Genomic DNA, 20,843 nt, shown 5'->3' on the forward strand with positions numbered 1-20,843 from the left:
TTTAAGAAATCCGGGGCTCCAGACGAACCGAAAATAAGATATAGTTGCGCTACCGGTACGGTAAATTTGCACATTCAGGAAGAAAAAATGGTTAAAAAAACATCGGGAATACTTTTGCTGGCGCTGACAGGACTCTCAGCACCGTTCTGGTTTTCTGCAACCAGGGCAAACCAGCAGACAAGAGAATCCCGTCAGCCACTGCAAACACGTCAGGCCGTTCTGCAGCAGATTCCACCTCGTGTAAAACCAGAGTCTGTGAGAGCGAATCCCCCCCAAAAGACTTTATCACAGGCTCAAAAATCGGACGTCATTACTGGCGAAATGATTTCACAGTTGACTCCCGAAGAGATCCTCACCCGGCTCGTTGGACGATGGGAGCAGACCAAAAGCACCAGCAGACAGATCCTTACCATCGAAGAGAACGGCAAGGCAACGATGATCGTCGAACCCCAGGGACTCTGGACTGCTGTTCTGGGAGACCGTGTCACGATCAATATCGAGTGGAGCCTCAATCAGGGAAAACTGACACTGCGAACCGTTGGCGGAAGTCCAGAGAATAAATTAGATTATATCAAACAACTCTGGGGAGAAGAATTTGTCCGGGAGATTCATAGCATTGAGGACAAAATGTTCACACTGCGGGATGACTCCGGCGATGTAAATCAGAAATGGATCCGCACTTCCTACTGATCAAAACTTCCGTTTATCCCTTCAGTTACGCTTCGATGCTACTCCGAAACTTGTACTCTCATCTAATTCGCCTATCATAGAGGCATATGGCTCCTGCCTCTGATCTTCCGAATTCAGGCTGGACGCTCAAGATTCACCTTCTGTTGCATTTTCTCTATACAGAAATCCACAAACCGTAATTCAGGCGGGTGAAGAAGCGTAATTAAGAGGCTGGCACTTCAGCCAGTGACACCAACGTTTTTTACTACTGAAAGATCTTTTTTAATGAGCACTCAGGTTCCCACATCTTCTTCTCGCTGGCAGTCGCTGGCGGACCAGGTTTTATCCGGTTATCAGCTGACCCGTGAAGAGGGTCTGGAAATCTTAAATTCATCTGACGATGAGCTCCTGGAACTGCTGGCAGCCACCTATCGGGTACGGCAGAAATACTTCGGGAAACAGGTTCAGCTCTATTACCTTAAAAACGCCAAGAGCGGACTTTGTCCAGAAGACTGCGGTTACTGCTCACAGGCCCGCGGGTCCAAGGCAGACATTCCCAAGTACCGTATGCTGAATGAAGAGAAGCTGCTTGAGGGCGCCAAGGCCGCCGATGAAGCCAAAGCAGGTACTTACTGTATCGTCGCCAGTGGACGTGGCCCCACCGACAAAGAAGTGGAGCACGTTGCAAGTGTGGTAGAGAAAATCAAATCAGAATACGATCTCCGCATCTGCTGCTGCCTGGGACTGCTTAATGAAGAACAGGCACAGCGTCTGTCGCAGGCCGGCGTGAACCGGATCAATCACAACCTGAACACCAGCCGCGAATACTACGACAAGATCTGCTCCACCCATACCTATCAAGATCGGCTGAATACCCTGAAAGTAGCACGTGAAGCCGGAATGGAGCTCTGCAGCGGACTGATTGTCGGCATGGGAGAAACGCTGGAAGACATTGTTGATGCCACGTTTGAGCTGCGTACCCTGGAAACCAAATCGATCCCGGTCAACTTCCTGAATTCCATCGAGGGCACGTCACTGGAAGCAGTAGATGAGCTCGACCCCCGTCACTGCCTTAAGGCACTCTGCCTGTTCCGCATGGTTCATCCCTCAACGGAAATCCGGATTGCAGGCGGACGCGAAGTAAACCTGCGTTCGATGCAGGCCATGGGGCTTTATGCTGCGAATTCCATGTTCGTCAGCGATTACCTCACAACCAAAGGGCAGGCCGCAGAAGCCGATTATGAAATGATTTCTGATCTCGGATTCGAAGTCATTGTATCGGGCCACGAAATGGACGCATCCTCTGAAGCCCCCGAACTGGCAGGACAAACCGAGTCCCGCTGAGCCCGCTTTATTATCGGTCCAGGAGGGTTTTGTGAATTTCACAAAGCCCTTATCTGGATTGAGGTTGTAAGAATAACGCTCCCAACGTATGATTCCGCCTTCGGATTGAGTGCACGGCGTACAGACCTGCTCAATCTGCGGGAATGGAATCCATCATCTTAGAGTCAGGGAGCACCTGAAATGAATTCAGGCAGACTGCGTGCCAGCGATCTTTCCAACAGCTCGGCAGCCGAAAACGAAACCACCCCCACCTTCAAGATTTTTCCGAGTACGGAAGCAGCCCCCTTTGATCACCCCGATCAACTGCTGAAGGGCATCGCCCGCTCACGCGACTATCTGCTCTCCCTGCAGGATCCCGACGGCTACTGGTGCGGCGAACTGGAAGGAGACTCGATTCTCGAATCAGAGTACATTCTACTCCTCGCATTCCTCGGCAAACAGCACTGCGAAGAAGCGATCCAGTGTGCCAACTACCTGTTGGATATCCAGATGCCTGAGGGGGGCTGGAACATGTACCCCGAAGGCCCCATTGAAATCAGTGCTGCAGTTAAAGCCTATTTTGCCCTGAAACTGACGGGCCATTCACCCGACGCCGAGTACATGCAGCGGGCTCGTAAAGCAATTCTGGCAGCAGGCGGGGTCGAAGCCGTCAACAGCTTCACACGGTTTTACCTGGCACTTCTGGGGGTGATCCCCTATTCAAAATGCCCTGCTGTCCCTCCCGAACTGATGCTGATTCCACGCTGGATGCCTTTCAACATTTTTGAAATGTCAGCCTGGTCCCGCACCATTCTGGTTCCTCTCAGTATTCTCTGGGAATATCGTCCCTCGGTCACTTTACCGGAAGAGCAGGGGATCAACGAACTCTTTACCGGTTCCCCAGAGAACTACCCTCGGAACGTTCCGAAATCAGAGGCACTCGATTCCCTCAAGAAAAAAACCTGGTTCGACTGGCACCGCTTCTTTCAAGTCGTCGACCAGGGTTTCAAACTGGTCGAAAACCTGGGGATCAAGCCTTTTCGTAAGCGGGCAGTCAATAAAGCCTATCAATGGATGCAGGAGCGATTCGATCACAGTGATGGACTCGGAGCCATTTTTCCTCCAATCATCTGGACAGTGATCGCTTTAAAATGTCTTGGAGAGGATGAAAGCAGTCCTGATATCCAGCGTGCCTTGAAAGAACTCAAAAAACTACAGATCAAAGACGGCGACCGCATCCGCCTGCAGCCCTGTAAATCCCCCGTCTGGGATACCGCCATCAGCACGATCGCACTTCGGGAAGCAGGCGTCTCCAATCGTCATCCGGCCATCCGCCAGAGCGTAAAATGGCTGCTCTCCCAGGAAGCCAGAATTCCGGGCGACTGGGTCAATTCAAGCAAATCCCAGACTCCCGGAGGCTGGTACTTTGAATTCAACAACGAGTTTTACCCCGATGTCGATGACACAACGATGGTCATCATGGCCCTGCGTCGTTGCCTGCCCAAAACCCTCAAACAGGATCAATGGCTGACTGACTTCCTGGTTAATCCTGAATGGAACCCCTACGAAGAAGACCTGGACACAGAAGCGATTGTCGCAGGCAGGAGTGAGTCCCGCGAACAGGCCTTTGCCGATCTGGAACTGTTACAACCGATGATTGGCGCCATCCGCAGAGGCGTGCACTGGGTCCTGGGAATGCAGAACAAAGATGGCGGTTGGGGCGCATTTGACCGGGACAACGACCGGGAATTGTTTACACAGGTTCCCTTCGCAGATCACAATGCGATGGTGGATCCGAGTACCGCCGATTTAACGGCCCGGGTCCTGGAAGCATTCGCCGATGTCCAACTACCCATCAGCCACCCCGCTACGCAACGCGCGATTCAGTACGTCTGGAGCGAGCAGGAAGACGATCACTGCTGGTACGGACGCTGGGGAATCAACTACCTTTATGGTACCTGGCAATCGATTGTCGGTCTGGTTGAGATTGGAGTCCCCTCCGACGACCCTCGAATTGTCCGTGCAGTGGGCTGGTTAAAGTCAAAACAGCAACCCAGTGGTGGTTGGGGTGAGACAGCTGACAGCTATGCCGATCCATCCTTACGCGGACAGGGAGAGGCTACGCCTTCTCAGACCGCCTGGGCTCTAATGGGCCTGATGGCAGCAGGAGAAATCGATTCCGCTGCAGTTCGCCGAGGTATTCACTACCTGCTGGAAACACAGAAGAATGACGGTAACTGGGACGAAGAACCATTTACCGGGACAGGCTTCCCCAAGGTCTTCTATCTCAAATACCACCTGTACCGCACCTATTTTCCGCTAATGGCATTGGCCCGATTTGAACGCCTGCGTCGTTGAAAAAAATTGCATGCCAATATTTGCATAAATATAGGGTTCACCCCTATGCACAGAACTCCACGTTCGTCAAAAAAACAAATTTCCTGACAAAATTCTGCAAAATAAATGCCTGAAAAACAGGGACTTGCGGCCTCAAATTGCACACTTGACCACTGCCGGAAAAATATTTCAATTTTTTCTTAAACTAAGAACAAGCAGTGCTTGTTTCCTCTTCATCGCAGGTATATTTTTCTACTGCGATTGCTATCCATCCAGACTGTGAAGTCTACCAATTTGCTCGCAGATGGATTGGCAGTTCGACTGCACAGGCAGTTCAAGCAGGCGCCCTCTAAACCCAACCCTAAGACAAACTGGAGTTAAGATGAAGAGTCGTAAAGGAACCTCAAAGCGTGGGTTCACATTGATTGAGTTACTCGTTGTGATTGCCATTATCGCAATCCTGATTGCATTGCTTCTGCCCGCCGTACAGCAGGCCCGTGAAGCAGCTCGTCGTTCTACCTGCAAGAACAACCTGAAGCAGATCGGCATCGCTATTCACAACTACGCCGATACTCACACTGTTTTCCCGCTCGGTTATGTCAACCAGACCAGCAGCTCAACTGACTTTACCTGGGCTTGGTCTACCTTCCTGCTGCCATTTGTCGATCAGGCACCACTCTACAATTCACTCAACCCGAATGGTGGCCTGCTTCTTCCCGCAGCGAACACTACCTACAACGGTCAGCCCGCTTTACAAACAGCAATTCCTGTTTACCGCTGCCCTTCGTCTGTCGTACCTGTGATCAACAACCAGCGTACTGACAGCGTTCCCAGTGGCTACGGCTCTCTCAGCTACCCTGGCGTTTCTGGCCACGTAGCAGCTCTGACCGGAACTCCGGTTACCACCTACCAGGACAAGGGAACATTTTACCCCCGTAGTAGCGTCCGATTCCGTGATTTCACTGACGGAACATCCAACACAATTCTGGTTGGCGAACGTGCCTTCCAGTTCACTGGAACTGTCACTCAGCAGCCATACGCTGCCATCTGGGCCGGCGGACGTACCAACAACATCGGTACCAGCGGAATCATCACCAGCCTGAAAGAAGACAGCCTGGGCGTTGTTTCTGATGCAACTCGTATCAACCTGAAATCAGGTCCTGCTCATCGTGGATTCAGCAGCCAGCACGTAGGTGGTTGCCACTTCCTGCTGGGTGATGGTACTGTTCGCTTCATCAGCGAAAACATCAACTCTTCTGACTACAATTCATCCAATGGCCCCGCAGCCATGGGAACTTATCAGAAACTGGCGATCATCAATGATGGACAGGTTCTGGGCGAATTCTAATCGCGATAGTATTAGTCACCGTTGAGGTTTCCTCAACAGCACTGTTCATAAACAGGCAGGCTCTCAACCCGAATCAGGGAAGCGAGACCTGCCTGTTTTTTTATGGTTTCTCCAGTGCAACACTGAACAGGAATTGCAGGAAATTCCCTCCCCAAAATATTTTCTTGTTGCACAACTGGGAAAAATCAGATATCGTTTTCTTCTGACTCTGCTGCTCATGAATGACACCTGACGATTACTGCGATAGTCCACGAGTGATATACTTCCATGTTCGGGAGAGGAACTGTTTCTGTTCCTGGGCATAAGTATTACGTTTCAATAGTCGCGAGTCGCTCCGCGAATTGAACTTTCCCAGGGAAGGGGCGCTTATGCAACGAGTGCATCGTTTCCGAGTCTGGCCTGACGTTTCGTTATCGCTGCTGGTTCAGCTTCGCTCACTGGCTCTTCGCACTCGCCCTCTCTCTACCCTCTGCTTTCTACTCTGGTCCCTGACAATCGCGACTGAATTATCAGCGTCGGAACAGGAAGACTGTGAGCAACTTCTCCTGACCGGCCAGTATCAGGCTTGTATTCAAACATCTGCCCTCGCCATTGAAAAAAAGGCGTACGGCTCCGAATGGCCGCTGATCAAAGCACAGGCTGAACTTGCCGTCGGGCAATACGCTGAAGCCCAGCAGACGATAAACGCTGGCTTAAAACGGTATTCCTGGAGCCTGCCCCTACGATATCTTGCCTGGCAGATCTACCACCTGAATAATGAGCATGAAGCTGCAGACGCGTTTCTGAACAGCATTCATGAACTCGCCAGCCGTTCTGCCTGGCGCTATACCGATGCTGACAGTCTGGTGGCGCTGGGACAGGCTTCCCTGCAACGGGGAATGGATCCTGGTCAGGTACTCGAAACTTTTTTTGATCGTGCCATCCAGGAATATCCCGACCAGCGAGCTGCCTGGCTTGCCAGTGGGAATCTCGCTTTAGCTAAGCACGATTATGCCCTGGCCAACGAAACTTTCACAGCGGGACTGAAACAGGTCCCCAAGGATCCAGATCTCCTCTTCGGACTTTCACAGGCATTAGCACGTTCCGACTCTCAACGCGCTGCCGTGCTCGCCGCCGAAGTTCTGGAAATCAATCCCCGCCACATTCCAGCACGAATGATGCAGGTTGGCCAGCTGATTGATTCGGAACAGTATGAGGCGGCCAAAACCGAACTGAATCAGATCCTTTCGATCAATCCTCATCTGGCTTCTGCCTGGGCCAGCCTGGCTGCGATCGCCCATTTTGAAAATCGTCCTTCAGATGAAACCGCCTATTACTGGCAGGCCTTAAGTCATCACGATCAAAACCCGCATGTGGACTACCTGATCGGCAAAACACTCTCGGAACATTATCGATTTTCAGAGGGTGCCACCTACCAGAAACAGGCTCTGGAGAAAGAGGAAAAATATCTGCCGGCCCGGATTCAACTCGCCCAGGACCAGTTAAGGCTGGGACAGGAAGTCAGTGGCTGGGAGCATGCTCAACAGGCACACAACCAGGACGGTTATGATACGACTATATTTAACCTGCTGGAGCTGAAAGACCAGTTGGCTCGCTTTAGAACACTGGAAGATGATTCCTTCATCATTCGCATGGAAGCCAGAGAAGCAGCGATATACGGTGAGCAGGTCAAAGCTCTGCTCCATGAAGCCAAACAGTCGCTCTCTCGGAAATATGGACTCAAACTCAACCAGAAAATCACCGTCGAAATCTTTCCCGATCCGGATGATTTCGCCGTGCGTACGTTTGGTATGCCCGCTGTCTCAGGCTATCTGGGAGTCTGTTTTGGCAAAGTCATTACCGCCAACAGTCCCGCTTCGCAGGCCGATCACCCTGCTAACTGGCAGTCTGTGCTCTGGCATGAATTCTGCCATGTCGTCACCCTGGAACTCACCCACAATAAAATGCCCCGCTGGATCAGCGAGGGTATCTCAGTGTATGAAGAACGTCAGAAGAATGCGTACTGGGGCGAGACCATGACTCCCCAATATCGCGAAATGATCCTGCAGGGAGAAACCACCCCCATCAGCCAGCTGAGTAGCGCATTCATGAACCCCAAAAGCAGTCTGCATATTCAGTTTGCGTATTACCAGTCATCCATGGTCGTGGAATACCTGGTGAGGAACTTCGGTCTGGAAACCGTACGTGACATTCTGGGTGACCTGCAGGCGGGCATCCCCATCAACGTTGCTATCGAACGTCGCACAAAGATACTGGGAGAACTGGAAGAAGAGTACGCTGCCTGGCTGAAACAGCAGGCACACGATTTCGCTCCACGAGCAGACTGGTCCGAACAGGACCTGCGACCGCTACTCAATGACGATACCAAACGCTTCGATGACTGGATTCGGGAACATCCTGACCATTTCCGAGGTCTGATGGCCTATGCAACGATTCTTTCAGAAGAAAACCGCACAGTTGAACTCGAAACCATCCTTAAAAAACTGGTGGAAATCTATCCTGAATATACCGGAGCAGATAACGCTGCCCAACAATTGGCCCAACTTTACCAGAATCAGAAACGTTTCGCAGAGGAACAACAGATTCTGGAAGAGCATGCCCGCATCAATCCTGACGCATTGGTAGTCTACCAGAGGTTGATCGAACTCTATCAGCAGCAGGAAGACTGGTCTGCCGTTTATCAAACGGCCCATCTGGCCCATGCCGTGAATCCCCTGAATCAGGATTCACAACTCTCACTTGCCACCGCCTGTACCAGACTGGACCGGCGGCAGGAAGCGATCCAGGCCTACCGGGCGATTCTGGCATTAGATCCCCATAATAAAGCTGAAATACACTACCAGATAGCCCGTCTGCTGAAATCAGAGAACCAGCAGCAGGCAAAACGACACACACTGATCGCGCTCGAACAGGCCCCCCGTTTTCGGGCTGCCCACCTTTTACTCCTGGAATTGACAACAGAGAACACCACCCCACGCTCGCAACGGAACTGACATGTAAACACAGAGGCTCGGGAGGAGCCTGCCATGAACAAAACCCTGATTTCACTGGCAGCCACAGGCATTATACTGATCGTCGCCACGATCTGTATTGGACAGTACCGCTCCCGCATCCCCATGGACCGGAATGGTGTTCCGGAATGGAAAGTTGATCCCGAGTTCCAGCATGACGTCTTCACGTTCGTCCGCATCCGCTACAACTCACACCGGGGCTGGCGCCGCTGGGCTACCGATTATCCAGACAGTGATCTGAACTTCTCCTACCGTCTACAGCAATTAACTTCGCTGAAAGTCGATCCTGAAGGTCGAATCCTCGAACTGACTGATGAGGAGCTTTTCCATTACCCGTTTATTTATCTGATTGAGCCCGGCTCCCTTGAATTTACGGAAGAAGAAGTCACCGCCCTGCGACGTTACCTGACCAACGGTGGCTTCATGATGGTGGACGATTTCTGGGGAGAAGCCGAGTGGGATAATTTTGCCTGGGAAATGAAACGTGTTTTTCCGGACCGCGAACTGGTCGACATCCCTCTTGAACATCCCATTTTCCATTGTGTGTATGACCTCAAAGAAAAACCACAGGTCCCCAGTATCGGCGTCGCCCAGTGGGGACGCTCTGAAGGAATTACCTGGGAACGGGAAGATGCCCGGGAAGTGCATTATCGCGGCCTGTTCGACGATAGCGGCCGATTGATGGCGGTTGTCTGTCACAATACCGATCTGGGTGATGGCTGGGAACGGGAAGGGGAGGACAAATGGTACTTCCGTGAGTTCTCGGAAAAGAAAGCTTATCCCCTGGGGATTAACATTGTGTTTTATGCCATGACCCACTGAATACAGCGTCTCTGCTTTGACAGTTTTTTTATCAGGAGTCGAAACGTGAATTTGAAACTTGTCTCCCCCGATGTCAGCGACACTGACGAGCGCATCTTTGAAATGCTGCAGAACAGTCGACAGCAGATTGACCGCGAAATTTCTAAAGCAGTCATTGGGCAAAAAGAAATTATCGACCAGCTCCTGATTGCACTGTTTGCCGGCGGACATTGCCTGATTACAGGTGCTCCGGGCCTGGCAAAAACTCTGCTGGTTAATTCCCTCGCCCAGGTCTTCAAACTGAAATCTCAGCGTATTCAGTTTACTCCCGACCTGATGCCCGCCGACATCACCGGGACGGAAATTCTGGCAGGTGATACATCTGAATCACGGGCAATGAAGTTCGTTAAAGGCCCCGTCTTCACCAATATTCTGCTCGCAGATGAAATCAACCGCACGCCTCCCAAAACACAGGCTGCTCTGCTGGAAGCGATGCAGGAAAAACAGGTCACCGTCACGGGGATCAGATACGAACTGGAAAAGCCCTTTTTCGTGCTGGCAACTCAGAACCCGATCGAAATGGAAGGCACATACCCTTTACCAGAAGCACAATTGGACCGCTTCATGTTTAATCTGGTCATCGATTACCTCTCTGAAGATGATGAGGTCGCCGTTGTGACCCAGACGACAGCCCGCAATTCTGAACCGATCGAACCACTGTTTACCGGAAATGATATCCAGCAGTTCCATGGTTTTGTGCGTGAAGTACCTGTTGCCGAAGAGATTGTCCGTTACGCGGTTCAACTTTGTGCGGCTTCCCGGCCACACCAGGAGAATACTCCGGAATTTATCAATGAGTGGGTCAACTGGGGTGCCGGATTACGTGCAGCCCAGAGTCTGATTCTGGGCGCCAAAGCCCGGGCCGTTCTGCGGGGCCGAGTTCATGTCACCCAGGAAGATATTGAGGCCCTGCTGGCACCAGTCCTGCGTCACCGAGTTCTGATCAACTATCGCGCAGAAGCCGAGGGGGTCACCGTGGAACAGGTTGTGCAGAAATTGATAGAGACTATTCCCGCCCCCGTCAAAGGATGAATTGAAGCTGCATGAACACAAATACCACAGCCCGCCGTAATCAGAGACTGATGTCTCAACGCATTGACCCTGCCTGTCTGATGCGGATCAAATCTCTCGAATTACGTGCAAAAACCGTTGTTGAAGGAACCTGGAAAGGACTGCATCGCAGCCCCTACCACGGGTTCTCCGTTGAATTCACCGAATACCGCGAATATACGCCCGGAGATGACCCGCGCCATATCGACTGGAAACTGGCAGCTCGCTCCAACGAACACTACATTAAACGATTTGAGGAAGAGACCAACCTCTGCTGCCATATGTTGCTCGACCTCAGCACCTCGATGCAGTTTCAGAGCCTGGGCTATACCAAAGCCGAATACGCCAAAACCCTGGTTGCAACATTTGCCTATTTTCTAGCCCAGCAGCGCGATGCCACCGGACTGATCATTTTTGACGAGCAGGTAGAAACGGTCATCCCCGCTCGCTTTACGCGAGGCCAGCTCAGACGAATCCTGATCGAACTGGAGCGTCCCCCGCAAGGTTCACACACCAATCTGATCTCTCCATTGAAACATGCAGTAGAAACCATCAATAAACGAGGGCTCGTAGTCCTGATATCTGATCTGATGAGCCCCCTGGATGAGTTAAATACCCACCTCGGCTATCTTCGCGCACAAGGACACGAAGTCGCATTATTCCAGATTCTGGACCCAGCAGAAATTCACCTTAATTTCCACGAAACAGCCATCTTCGAAGATCTGGAAACTGGTGAGCGTATCGCCCTCAATCCCAAAGCAGCCCGGGATAATTATCAGCAACAGTTACAGGAACATCAGGCGGCGATTCAGTCGTTCTGCCGCAAACAGGGAGTTCATTACCATCAGTTAACCACAGATATGCCCCTTGAGCTGGGGCTTTCTGAATTCCTTACCGATCGCGCTGCCTGACAGTGCTATCTAATTAGAGGACCTGAGTTGAGTTTTTTAACCCCACTTTATTTAGTTGGTATCATCGCCGTCGGACTGCCGATTCTGCTGCATCTGGTTCGTCATCAGCCTAAGAACGTCCTCTATTTCAGCTCTCTCCGCTTTCTGGAACACAAGCCCCACCAGACTAATCGCAAAAATAAAATCGAGCACTGGCTGTTACTCTCATTACGCGCTTTGGCCGTGATTCTCCTCGTCGCCGCATTCGCCCGCCCTTTTTTCAAGAACCAGGATCTGAAGCTCGCCTCAACACAGCCCCAGAGCCAGACCATTCTACTGGTTGACACCAGTGCCAGTATGCAGCGGGATTCCCTCTGGGAAAAAGCATTATCCCAGGCAAATGAGATCATCAAAGAGACGCCACCGAATCAAATCTCAGTTTTTACGTTTGACACACAGCTCAAAGCAGTCAAACCGTTACGACAGTCTCAAGAAACACATTCAGCGAGTTCTCTCGAAAAAAAACAGAATCTATTAGGGGAATTGACTCCCGGCTGGAAAGCAACTGATCTGGGAACGGCCCTGGCGGAACTGGCGGCACTCCTCCAGGAACAGGCAATCTCTGATCCAACCGGGAGCATCCTGCGTCACACAAAAGTCGAACTGATTACGGATTTCCAGGCAGGATCAAGAACCGAAGCGCTCTCTGAGTTTTCCTGGCCGAAGGAGTTAAGTGTGCGGTTGCACCAGCTAAAAGCTGACAACTTAGATAACGCCGGCCTGCAGTTACTCACGCTCGATGCTGAGTCTCAACCGACAATTCGAATTGTGAATGCAGCTAACTCTCAACAGGAAAAATTCACAATCGCCTATGAAGTACAGCCAGGTAAACTCGAAAAGAGTCAGCAGGTCTATGTCCCTCGAGGCCAGTCTCGAGTTGTCCGTATGGCCGCCTGGCAACAGCCAGCCTCTGTTCCCAGAATTGTGCTCAGTGGCGATCAACAGAATTTTGATAACCACCTTTATCTTCAGCCCCCGGTCCGGCCCAATCTGACCATTGTGCATTATGGGACTCCTGCCGAAAACTCGATTGAGTCTGCGAATTACTTTGCCCGACGGGCCTTTCCCAGTACCAGCCAGCGTTCCATTGATTTTCAAACAATCGGCCCTGATTCACCACCACTGCTGCTCACCGCAACAGAGATCCATTTGATGTTGATCAGTCGGCAACTGGCACCAGATGAAACAGAACAGGTCCAACGTTATCTGGAGCAGGGGGGAGTAGTCCTTCTCACGCTGCACGATGATCAGTCCACTGATTCGCTGAATCAGCTGGCGACGCATAACGCAGACACCACAGCACTGATAGAAACAGTCTCCCCCGAAATCAACGGTTATGCCTTACTCACCGATATCAATTTCGAGCATCCCCTGTTTCAGATTTTTCAGGCTCCGGAATTCTCAGACTTCACCCGACTGAAATTCTGGAATTATCGCGGGCTCAAACTGCCGGAACAGATTCCACATCGGGTACTGGCCCGCTTCGATCATCAGGCTCCCGCGATACTGGAAATAACACGAAACAAAGGAAAACTGCTCGTAATGAGCTTTGGCTGGACGCCTCAGGAAAGCCAGTTCGCGCTATCAACAAAATTCGTCCCCATGTTAAATGCAATCCTGACTCTGAATGACCGAGCCCAGAATACCCCGGCGCAGTTCACGATCGGCCAGAAAGTCAATCTCCCCGCAGATCAACAGACGCGTCTGATCAGCACGCCTGATCGCTCCCAGATCAAACTTGCTTCCGATCAGCAGGATTTCACAGAAACGATTCTGCCCGGACTGTATCAGGTTGAAAGTGATACCCAGTTGCCCCCGACCAGGCAGTTTGCAGTAAATCTGGATATTAACGAAAGCCAGACAGAGCCTCTCGCGCGAGAGAAGCTGGAAGCACTTGGAGTCCACTTTATGGACTCCGATCTAGAATCGCAGGAGCATACTTCTCCCGCCGAACTTCAGCGTCAGGCACAGTTGCGAGAACTGGAACAGAAACAGCAGCTTTGGCGCTGGTTGATTATAGTGGCTCTTGCGTTACTGGGCCTGGAAACGGTGCTGGCCAGATGGTTGACCGGCAAATCTTCTGCGACAGGAAAGGCGTAAACATGGGCCTGCCCGATCTATTAAAACAGCTGAATCAGGTCATTTTTCGCCAGCAGATCAGTCTGAAGCTTAAGCGACTGACACTACTCTGGCTGGTTGCAGGCTGCCTGACCCTGCTGACGGTACTCCTGCTTCCCCCCGTCTCAGCACCTGCCGAACAGTACTTGTTATTGGGGGTTTTACTGGGAATCCCAACCTGTATCGCTGTCGGTATGCTGGTCCATCGCTCACGCAACCGCTACTCACCAGCCAGTCGGCATGCAGTGGCAAAACTGATCGAAGAAACTTATCCTGATCTCGACACCAGCCTCCTCGCAACACTGGAGCTGGAAAAGCAAAACTGGAATGATTCACCCACTTTTCTGCAGAAGCGTCTGCTGGCCCAGGTCATTTCACACGGCACAAGCCATGACTGGAGGCAGGCGATTTCCAACCGCAGGCTGATTCTACAGAGCACCACACACTTAACCTGCTTTACTGCCTGGTTGCTCTGCTGCCTGAGTTGCTGGAATCTGCTCCGGGCCGCTCCCACTCCCCAAAAAGCCGCTGTCGCTCTCATCAACCAGGCTCAACTGGAATACAAAGTTGAAATTCAACCCGGCTCTACCGAGGTGGAAAAAGGGCATCCTTTGCTGATCACCGCACGTTTCTCGGGAAAAGTCCCCGAGACTGCAACTCTGCATTTCAAAACTGCCAGTGGGACCACCACAGAACTTCCGCTGACCAAACAGCTGGACGACCCTATTTTTGCGGTTCGAATTCCTTCTGTAACAGAAGATTTGAGCTATCGAGTGCACTCAGCAGACTGGAAGTCAGATGTTTCACAGATAAAAGTCTATGTCCTGCCCGAACTGGTTCAGCTTGACAGCACTATCACGCCGCCCGACTATACAGGTCAACCAACGCAGCGCAATGAAGACAGTCTCACACTGAGTGCAATTGTTGGTTCCAAAATTCAATTCCACGCCCGCTTTAATAAGCCTGTCAAAACAGCTGAACTTAGAACCGATAACGGCAATTCGTTGCACATGGGAATCGATTCAAATGGATTATCGGGCCGTATGACATTGCAGGCAGAACAGGACCAGACCTGGAACCTGCACCTGAACGACAGCGATGGTCGTTCAAACCGCACACCGCCATTTATCGATCTGGCCGTGATCCCCAATCTTCCACCTGAAATCAAAATCACATTTCCAGCTCGCGACACCCGTGTCTCCCCACTCGAAGAAGCAATGGTTCAAGGCACCGTAGTAGACGACTTCGGCCTGCAACAGGTAGGTCTGGTTTACTCGATTCCTGGCCAGGAACCTCAAACTGTAGTACTCCGTGAAAGCGATAAAGCAGCAGTCGATTTCACAGCTGAGCACATTCTCTCCCTGGAACGTCTGCACGTGCAGCCCGACACCCTGATTTCCTATTACCTGTTTGCTGAGGATCTCGAAGCAGAGGGTCGCACGCGCAAAGTCCTCAGTGACATGTATTTCATGGAAGTCCGTCACTTTGAAGAGATATTCCGGGAAGGACGATCTCCCAGCGGCGCCTCACAGGCAGGAAAAAGTGGTGGCAACGCACAACAGGCCGAGAAGCTGGCAGAACAACAAAAACAGATAATAAATGCAACCTGGAAAGTCATCCGCCGCGAGATCAAGTCAACCGTTTCTGAACAGTTTTCCCCAGATCTCGAGACGCTCTCGCAAGCACAACAGTCGCTGGTAGCAGAATTGCGCAAGCTTTCCGAAAAAATCAAATCCCAAAAATCAAAAGCACTGATTGACTCCATCTCGCAAAGCATGCAGGAGGCCGCTACCTGCCTGGACTCCGCCAGGGAGGCGCAGTCTGTATCGACACTTTCAACGGCTCTGGCTGCAGAACAGACCAGTTATCAGATGCTGCTGAAACTGCGTGCCCGGGAACATAAAGTCTCCAAGAGTAAAAACGGCGGAGGCAGCAAGGGGGGAGGCAGCAGCCGTTCGCAGACTCAACTGCAGCAACTGGAACTGACCAATAAAAAACAGCGTTATGAAACAGAAAATCAGGCTTCTCAGCCCGCTGCTGCTCAACCAGATCGGGAATCACTTCAGATTCTAAATCGTCTGCGGGAACTGGCTGAGCGTCAGAAAGATCTGAATGAACAGCTCAAGGAGTTGGCCAATAAACAGCGGTTTGCCAAAACAGACGCAGAACGGGAAGAAATCGAACGACAGCTCAAACGCCTGCGGGAACGACAACGCGAACTGTTGCGTCAGGCGGATGAAGTGGCCCAGCGGATGGATCAGGCCAAACAACCCGATTCAATGAAATCACGTCGCGAACTGGAACAGACCCGCCAGCATCTTCAACAAAGTGCCCAGTCATTAAAAGAGGGGCAGGTTTCCCGGGCTCTGAACTCAGGCACCCGGGCACAGCAGAAACTGAATCAGCTTAAAAATGACTTCCGCAAAAAAACAGCCAACCAGTTCGCCGATGCCATGCGTTCGCTGAACCTGCAGGCAGAACAGCTTGATCAGCAACAGCAGGCTATCAACCAAGCGATTAATGACCAGGAACGGAAACCGGGGCCGGGAGCACGGCGTTCCCTGCGAAGCCATCGGGGCAATTCGGAGTTGGCAGATCAGTTACAACAACAGGAAGACCGCCTCCAAGAAATCATGGAACAGATGAAGCAGGTTGTACAGGAATCGGAACAGGCAGAGCCGCTGCTCTCACGACATCTGTATGACGCAATTCGTAAAACGAGACCCTTTCGCCCCGAAGAGGCATTGAAAGATGCGGCCAATTTCCTGAAAGAGGGAAATGGTAATCAGGCTCGTGAAGCAGAAGAACGTGCTTCACGCGGCATAGAGACCATGAAACAGGGAATTCAGCTCGCCGCTGAGAGCGTACTTGGCAATGATCTGGAATCATTAAAACGCGCTCGCCAGGCACTCAAATCGCTTTCTTCTGAAATACAACAGGAACAGCAGCAGGCAAGCAATTCTCCCCAACAAAAACCACCAGGCACTGGTTCGGGAAAACCTGGTCCCCCATCTCCACAACAAGCAGGCCAGCGTCCCACTGCAGCAGGTTCTCAGGGACAAAGTAAACCGGGTGAGAATAGACAAGCCCAGAACAGCCTGGCACAGAATCAGCCGATGCCTGGAAAATCAGGTCAAAATCCGTCCACAGCCGAACAGTCAAAGTCCGGTCAGCCTCAATCAGGACAACCACAGCAGGGACAACCAGGACAAAGTCAACCTGGAAAAAGCCAGTCCAATTCATCAGGACAGCCTTCCAGTCAGGGGCAGGGGCGAGTTCAGCTGACATCGGCCCAGCCAGGCAAAGGAAACGGTTCTCAGGCTAACTCCCCCAACGATTCTCAAACTTCACCCGCTCCCAAATCTCTTAAGGGTCAACGGGGACAGTCTCAGGGAGGACCTGGTAGTGGCCAGGGAGGCCCCGGCAGCCCACCCCCTGGACCTTTGACGGGAAACCAGTTCCGCGAATGGTCAGACCGGATGCGGGACGTGGAAGAAATGGTGGGGGATCCCGAACTACGTAGTCGAGTCGCTCAAATTCGTGAACGCGCACAGAGTATGCGTGCAGAGTTTAAACGTCACTCCAAATCACCAGAGGGAGACTTGATCAATGCACAAATCCTGGAACCGCTGGCTGAAATTCAAACAATTCTGTCAAACGAAATCAGTAAACGAGGTGCGCAAACATCGCTGGCACCGATTGACCGTGACCCGGTACCAGAAAAGTACTCAGACCTGGTCCGACGCTATTATGAAGAACTAGGGAACGGAAAATGATCAGTCTGGCTGAAATTCAATTTGGTGCTCCGGGCTGGAGCCTTTTTGTACCAGTAGCCATCATCGCAGGACTGGGGCTGTTGGTCTATGCGTACCGTTCGCTGACAGTTCAACGTGCCCTGTCAGGGGGGGCAGCCGGGCTGAAACTTCTGGCGATTGCAATCCTGGCTATCACTCTGACGGAGCCACTCTGTAGTGGCACACGTATGGCCCCCGGCACGAATCTTTTCGCAGTTCTGGTTGATGACTCGCAAAGCCTCGCCATTCAGGACCCGAAAACGGGCAAACCCCGTAGCGAACAGTTGAAACAGTTACTAGTATCAGCGGATGAACAGCAAACAGACACTCAAGCCCGCTGGCTCATCGATCTGGAACAGAATTTTTCCGTACGCAAGTACTCGCTCGACTCCCATGCCCATGCCCGCTCTGATCTGACACACCTGAAATTTGAGGGAACGTCTTCGAATTTGGTAACCAGTCTCAATGAACTCAATCAGCGATACCAGAAACTGCCCCTCGCGGGAATCCTGGTGCTGACGGATGGAATTTCAGCCAGTGATACGAGTCAGTTGAAAACCAGTGTCCCCATCTATCCGGTTCCCATCGGTCATGTCGCTCGGTCAACCGATCTGGCAATTACTAATACTGCAGTCAGTTATTCTCCTTTCGAAGATGCTCCGATACGCATCCTGGCCGATCTTTCAGCCACGCAATGCCAGCAGAAACAACTTACCGCCCAACTAATAGATCCGGCTGGAAAAGTCGTTGAAACCATCACACGCGAAGTCAGTCAACCCGAGCAGCAGTTCCAGATTCGCTTCCAGGTCAAACCGGCAGAGACCGGCGTTGCCTTCTATCGGATTAAAACCAGTGTCAATATTCCAGAGGGAGGCGAACTGACGCTCGCTAATAACCAGCGCACACTGAAGGTCGACCGGGGACGGAAAGCACACCGGGTTCTTTATGTCTCAGGGCGTCCAAACTGGGAATTTAAATTTCTGCGGCGTGCGATTCAGGAAGATGAGCATATTCAGCTGGTAGGACTGATTCGCATTGCCCAAAAAGAAACAAAGTTTGATTTCCGCAGTCGAGACGGAGAAGAGGGCAATGCCCTGTATCGCGGCTTTGATGAGAAAAACGAAAAGGACCTGGAACGCTATGATCAACCGGTGTTTGTCCGGATTAACACACAAACGCCGAATGAACTGAAGGATGGTTTCCCCAAAACCGAAGCCGAGCTGTTTCAGTATGAAACCGTAATCATTGATGACCTTGAAGCAGCATTTTTTACTCACGATCAGATCGAACTGCTGACCCGCTTTGTTTCAGAACGGGGCGGGGGGCTGGTAATGCTGGGAGGCCAGGAATCGTTTCAACAGGGGGGCTATGACAAAACCGACTTTAAGCGACTGCTGCCAATCTACTTTTCTCACGCTCCCAACACACAGATTTCCAGCGATGTCCAGTTTCAACTGACACGAGATGGCTGGCTGCAACCTTGGTTGCGTCACTATAAACAGGAACAGGACGAACAGAAACGACTGGCAGAAATGCCGGCGTTCAAAACCATTAACCGGGTAGACACTACCAAACCAGGCGCGATCCTGGCAGCCGAAGCGAAAAGCACATCACGCTCCTCTACCCCCGCAATCGCTTCACAACGTTATGGATTGGGCCGCGTCACAGCGGTAATGATTGGGGATCTGTGGCGCTGGCGTCTCCAGGAAGATTCTCCAGATCCGCAACTCTATAAAGCCTGGCGTCAGCTTTTGCGCTGGATGACTACCGACGTTCTGGAACCAGTCTCGCTGCAGGTTGTAGAATCTGAAGATGCCTCATCGGGTACAAAAATCAAGATTCTGGTCCGCGATCCCGAATTTCAGAAACGCAGTGATTACCAGGTCGCTTTAAAAATCACAACTCTCGACGAAGAAACACTTGAACTCACAGCTGAACCGCTCGCCAATCAGCCAGGAGAATACCAGACATTGTATCTGCCGCAACAATCAGGAGGTTTTACTGCCACCGCCACAATCACGGCTCCCGATGGTAAAACTCAAACTGTCACCAGCGGCTGGGTAAATGCTCCCGAGATCAGAGAGTTTCGCTCGGCCCAGCCTGATCTGGCATTACTTGAGCAGTTGGCACATGATTCTCAAGGTGAGGTCGTTCCCGCTACCAAATTACGACAATTTGTCAATTCGCTGGATCAACGCAAGTTACCTGTGATGGAAGAGGCTGTTACACCACTTTGGCATCATCCGGGGGTGTTGCTGCTTGTCCTGGGATGTCTTTTTGGAGAATGGTCTCTCAGACGCTGGAAAGGATTACCCTGATGCGAAGTTTCAGAATCACCATTATTCTGGCGGCGTGCTCTCTGATCTGTGGGAATCCGCTAGTACACCTTGCTGCCGCAGAATCACCTGACAGACCAGAACGTTTTATCCTCGTGCTTGGGGCTGAAGGAACAGACGAATATGCCATTCAATTTGCTGACTGGGCTGAGAACTGGAAACAACTCGCGGTTGGAAAACAGGCCGAGTTGACTGTGATTGGAGAAAGCCTCGATGCCCGCAATTCTGATCGAACTTTGATCGAACGAGAACTGCTGCGTGCCCCGGAATCCTACAGTGCGACCTGGTTGATCCTGATCGGGCATGGTACGTTTGATGGGAAATCAGCTCGCTTTAATCTCCGCGGCCCCGACCTGACTGCGGAACAACTGCAAGTCTGTTGTGATCAGATTACACATCCACTCGCAGTGTTGAACTGTTTTTCGGCCAGTGGTCCTTTCCTGCAGGCACTCTCAGGGGAGAATCGTGTGGTAATCTCTGCTACCAAAAATGGATTTGAGTTCTACTTTTCCCATTTCGGTAAGTTTTTGTCCGCAGCGGCTTCCGAGCCAGAGTCAGATCTGGATCATGACGGACAGGTCTCACTCCTGGAAGCTTATCTGGCCGCTTGTCGTCAGACAGAAGCTCATTACCTGGAGCAGGGCCAACTGGCCACTGAGCATGCATTGCTGGACGATAACGGCGATCAGCGGGGCTCAAGAGCTGATCAATTTAAGGGGTTGGATCATCTCCTCGAGCCAGGAGCAACAGCCAGCCTGCCAGACGGACATCGAGCTCAGCAGTTTGCCGTCTGTGCATTGCGACCAGTTTCCCAGATCACTGGAACTCAAAAGCAACGCCGTGATGCACTGGAAATCAATATTCTGGAACTCAAACAGCGAAAGACAGAATTTGAATCCGAAGACGATTACTATCAACAGTTGGAACCATTAATGATTCAACTGGCTGAGATCTATCGGCAAGCGGAGCGGGGTAACACTCCCACCATTCATGACCCGCTGGTGGTCCCTGTCAAAGCAGAACAGACCGGCGAATAACCGGTCTGT

At 51.6% G+C, this 20,843-nt stretch carries 12 protein-coding genes; all 12 read left to right on the plus strand.

Annotation, left to right across the window (positions count from 1 at the left end):
- The first annotated feature begins 87 nt into the window (after positions 1-87).
- The 12 genes from RID21_RS01810 (at position 88) to RID21_RS01865 (ending at position 20,834) form a co-directional block, all read left to right on the plus strand.
- A complete protein-coding gene (locus tag RID21_RS01810) occupies positions 88-690 on the plus strand; it encodes a hypothetical protein (protein ID WP_350186910.1) in 603 nt (200 codons plus the stop codon).
- Positions 691-954: 264 nt separating this feature from the next.
- On the plus strand, positions 955-2,013 hold the full coding sequence (gene bioB, locus RID21_RS01815; RefSeq protein ID WP_145440413.1) for a biotin synthase BioB: 1,059 nt from the start codon (positions 955-957) through the stop codon (positions 2,011-2,013).
- Between the two features lie 180 nt (positions 2,014-2,193).
- Positions 2,194-4,350, plus strand: coding sequence for a terpene cyclase/mutase family protein (locus RID21_RS01820; protein WP_350186911.1), 2,157 nt, complete (start codon positions 2,194-2,196; stop codon positions 4,348-4,350).
- A 361-nt stretch (positions 4,351-4,711) separates the two neighbouring features.
- The gene (locus tag RID21_RS01825) at positions 4,712-5,677 is read left to right on the plus strand and encodes a DUF1559 domain-containing protein (RefSeq protein ID WP_145183883.1); all 966 of its coding nucleotides are present in this window, start codon (positions 4,712-4,714) and stop codon (positions 5,675-5,677) included.
- Between the two features lie 368 nt (positions 5,678-6,045).
- On the plus strand, positions 6,046-8,670 hold the full coding sequence (locus RID21_RS01830; protein WP_350186912.1) for a tetratricopeptide repeat protein: 2,625 nt from the start codon (positions 6,046-6,048) through the stop codon (positions 8,668-8,670).
- A gap of 33 nt (positions 8,671-8,703) precedes the next feature.
- Positions 8,704-9,510, plus strand: coding sequence for a DUF4159 domain-containing protein (locus RID21_RS01835; protein ID WP_350186913.1), 807 nt, complete (start codon positions 8,704-8,706; stop codon positions 9,508-9,510).
- Between the two features lie 45 nt (positions 9,511-9,555).
- Positions 9,556-10,581, plus strand: a complete 1,026-nt coding sequence (locus RID21_RS01840) for an AAA family ATPase (RefSeq protein ID WP_228030474.1) — start codon at positions 9,556-9,558, stop codon at positions 10,579-10,581.
- A gap of 11 nt (positions 10,582-10,592) precedes the next feature.
- A complete protein-coding gene (locus RID21_RS01845; protein ID WP_350186914.1) occupies positions 10,593-11,510 on the plus strand; it encodes a DUF58 domain-containing protein in 918 nt (305 codons plus the stop codon).
- Between the two features lie 27 nt (positions 11,511-11,537).
- Positions 11,538-13,649, plus strand: a complete 2,112-nt coding sequence (locus RID21_RS01850; protein WP_350186915.1) for a vWA domain-containing protein — start codon at positions 11,538-11,540, stop codon at positions 13,647-13,649.
- A gap of 2 nt (positions 13,650-13,651) precedes the next feature.
- Positions 13,652-17,443, plus strand: coding sequence for a hypothetical protein (locus tag RID21_RS01855; RefSeq protein WP_350186916.1), 3,792 nt, complete (start codon positions 13,652-13,654; stop codon positions 17,441-17,443).
- The gene (locus tag RID21_RS01860) at positions 17,440-19,779 is read left to right on the plus strand and encodes a hypothetical protein (protein WP_350186917.1); all 2,340 of its coding nucleotides are present in this window, start codon (positions 17,440-17,442) and stop codon (positions 19,777-19,779) included. The genes RID21_RS01855 and RID21_RS01860 overlap by 4 nt, the downstream gene beginning before the upstream one ends.
- Positions 19,779-20,834 (plus strand): hypothetical protein, encoded by a 1,056-nt coding sequence (locus RID21_RS01865; RefSeq protein ID WP_350186918.1) that lies wholly within the window; start codon positions 19,779-19,781, stop codon positions 20,832-20,834. The genes RID21_RS01860 and RID21_RS01865 overlap by 1 nt, the downstream gene beginning before the upstream one ends.
- Positions 20,835-20,843 lie beyond the last annotated feature (9 nt).

The sequence above is a fragment of the Gimesia sp. genome (genome assembly GCF_040219335.1).
In the GTDB taxonomy this organism is placed as follows: domain Bacteria; phylum Planctomycetota; class Planctomycetia; order Planctomycetales; family Planctomycetaceae; genus Gimesia.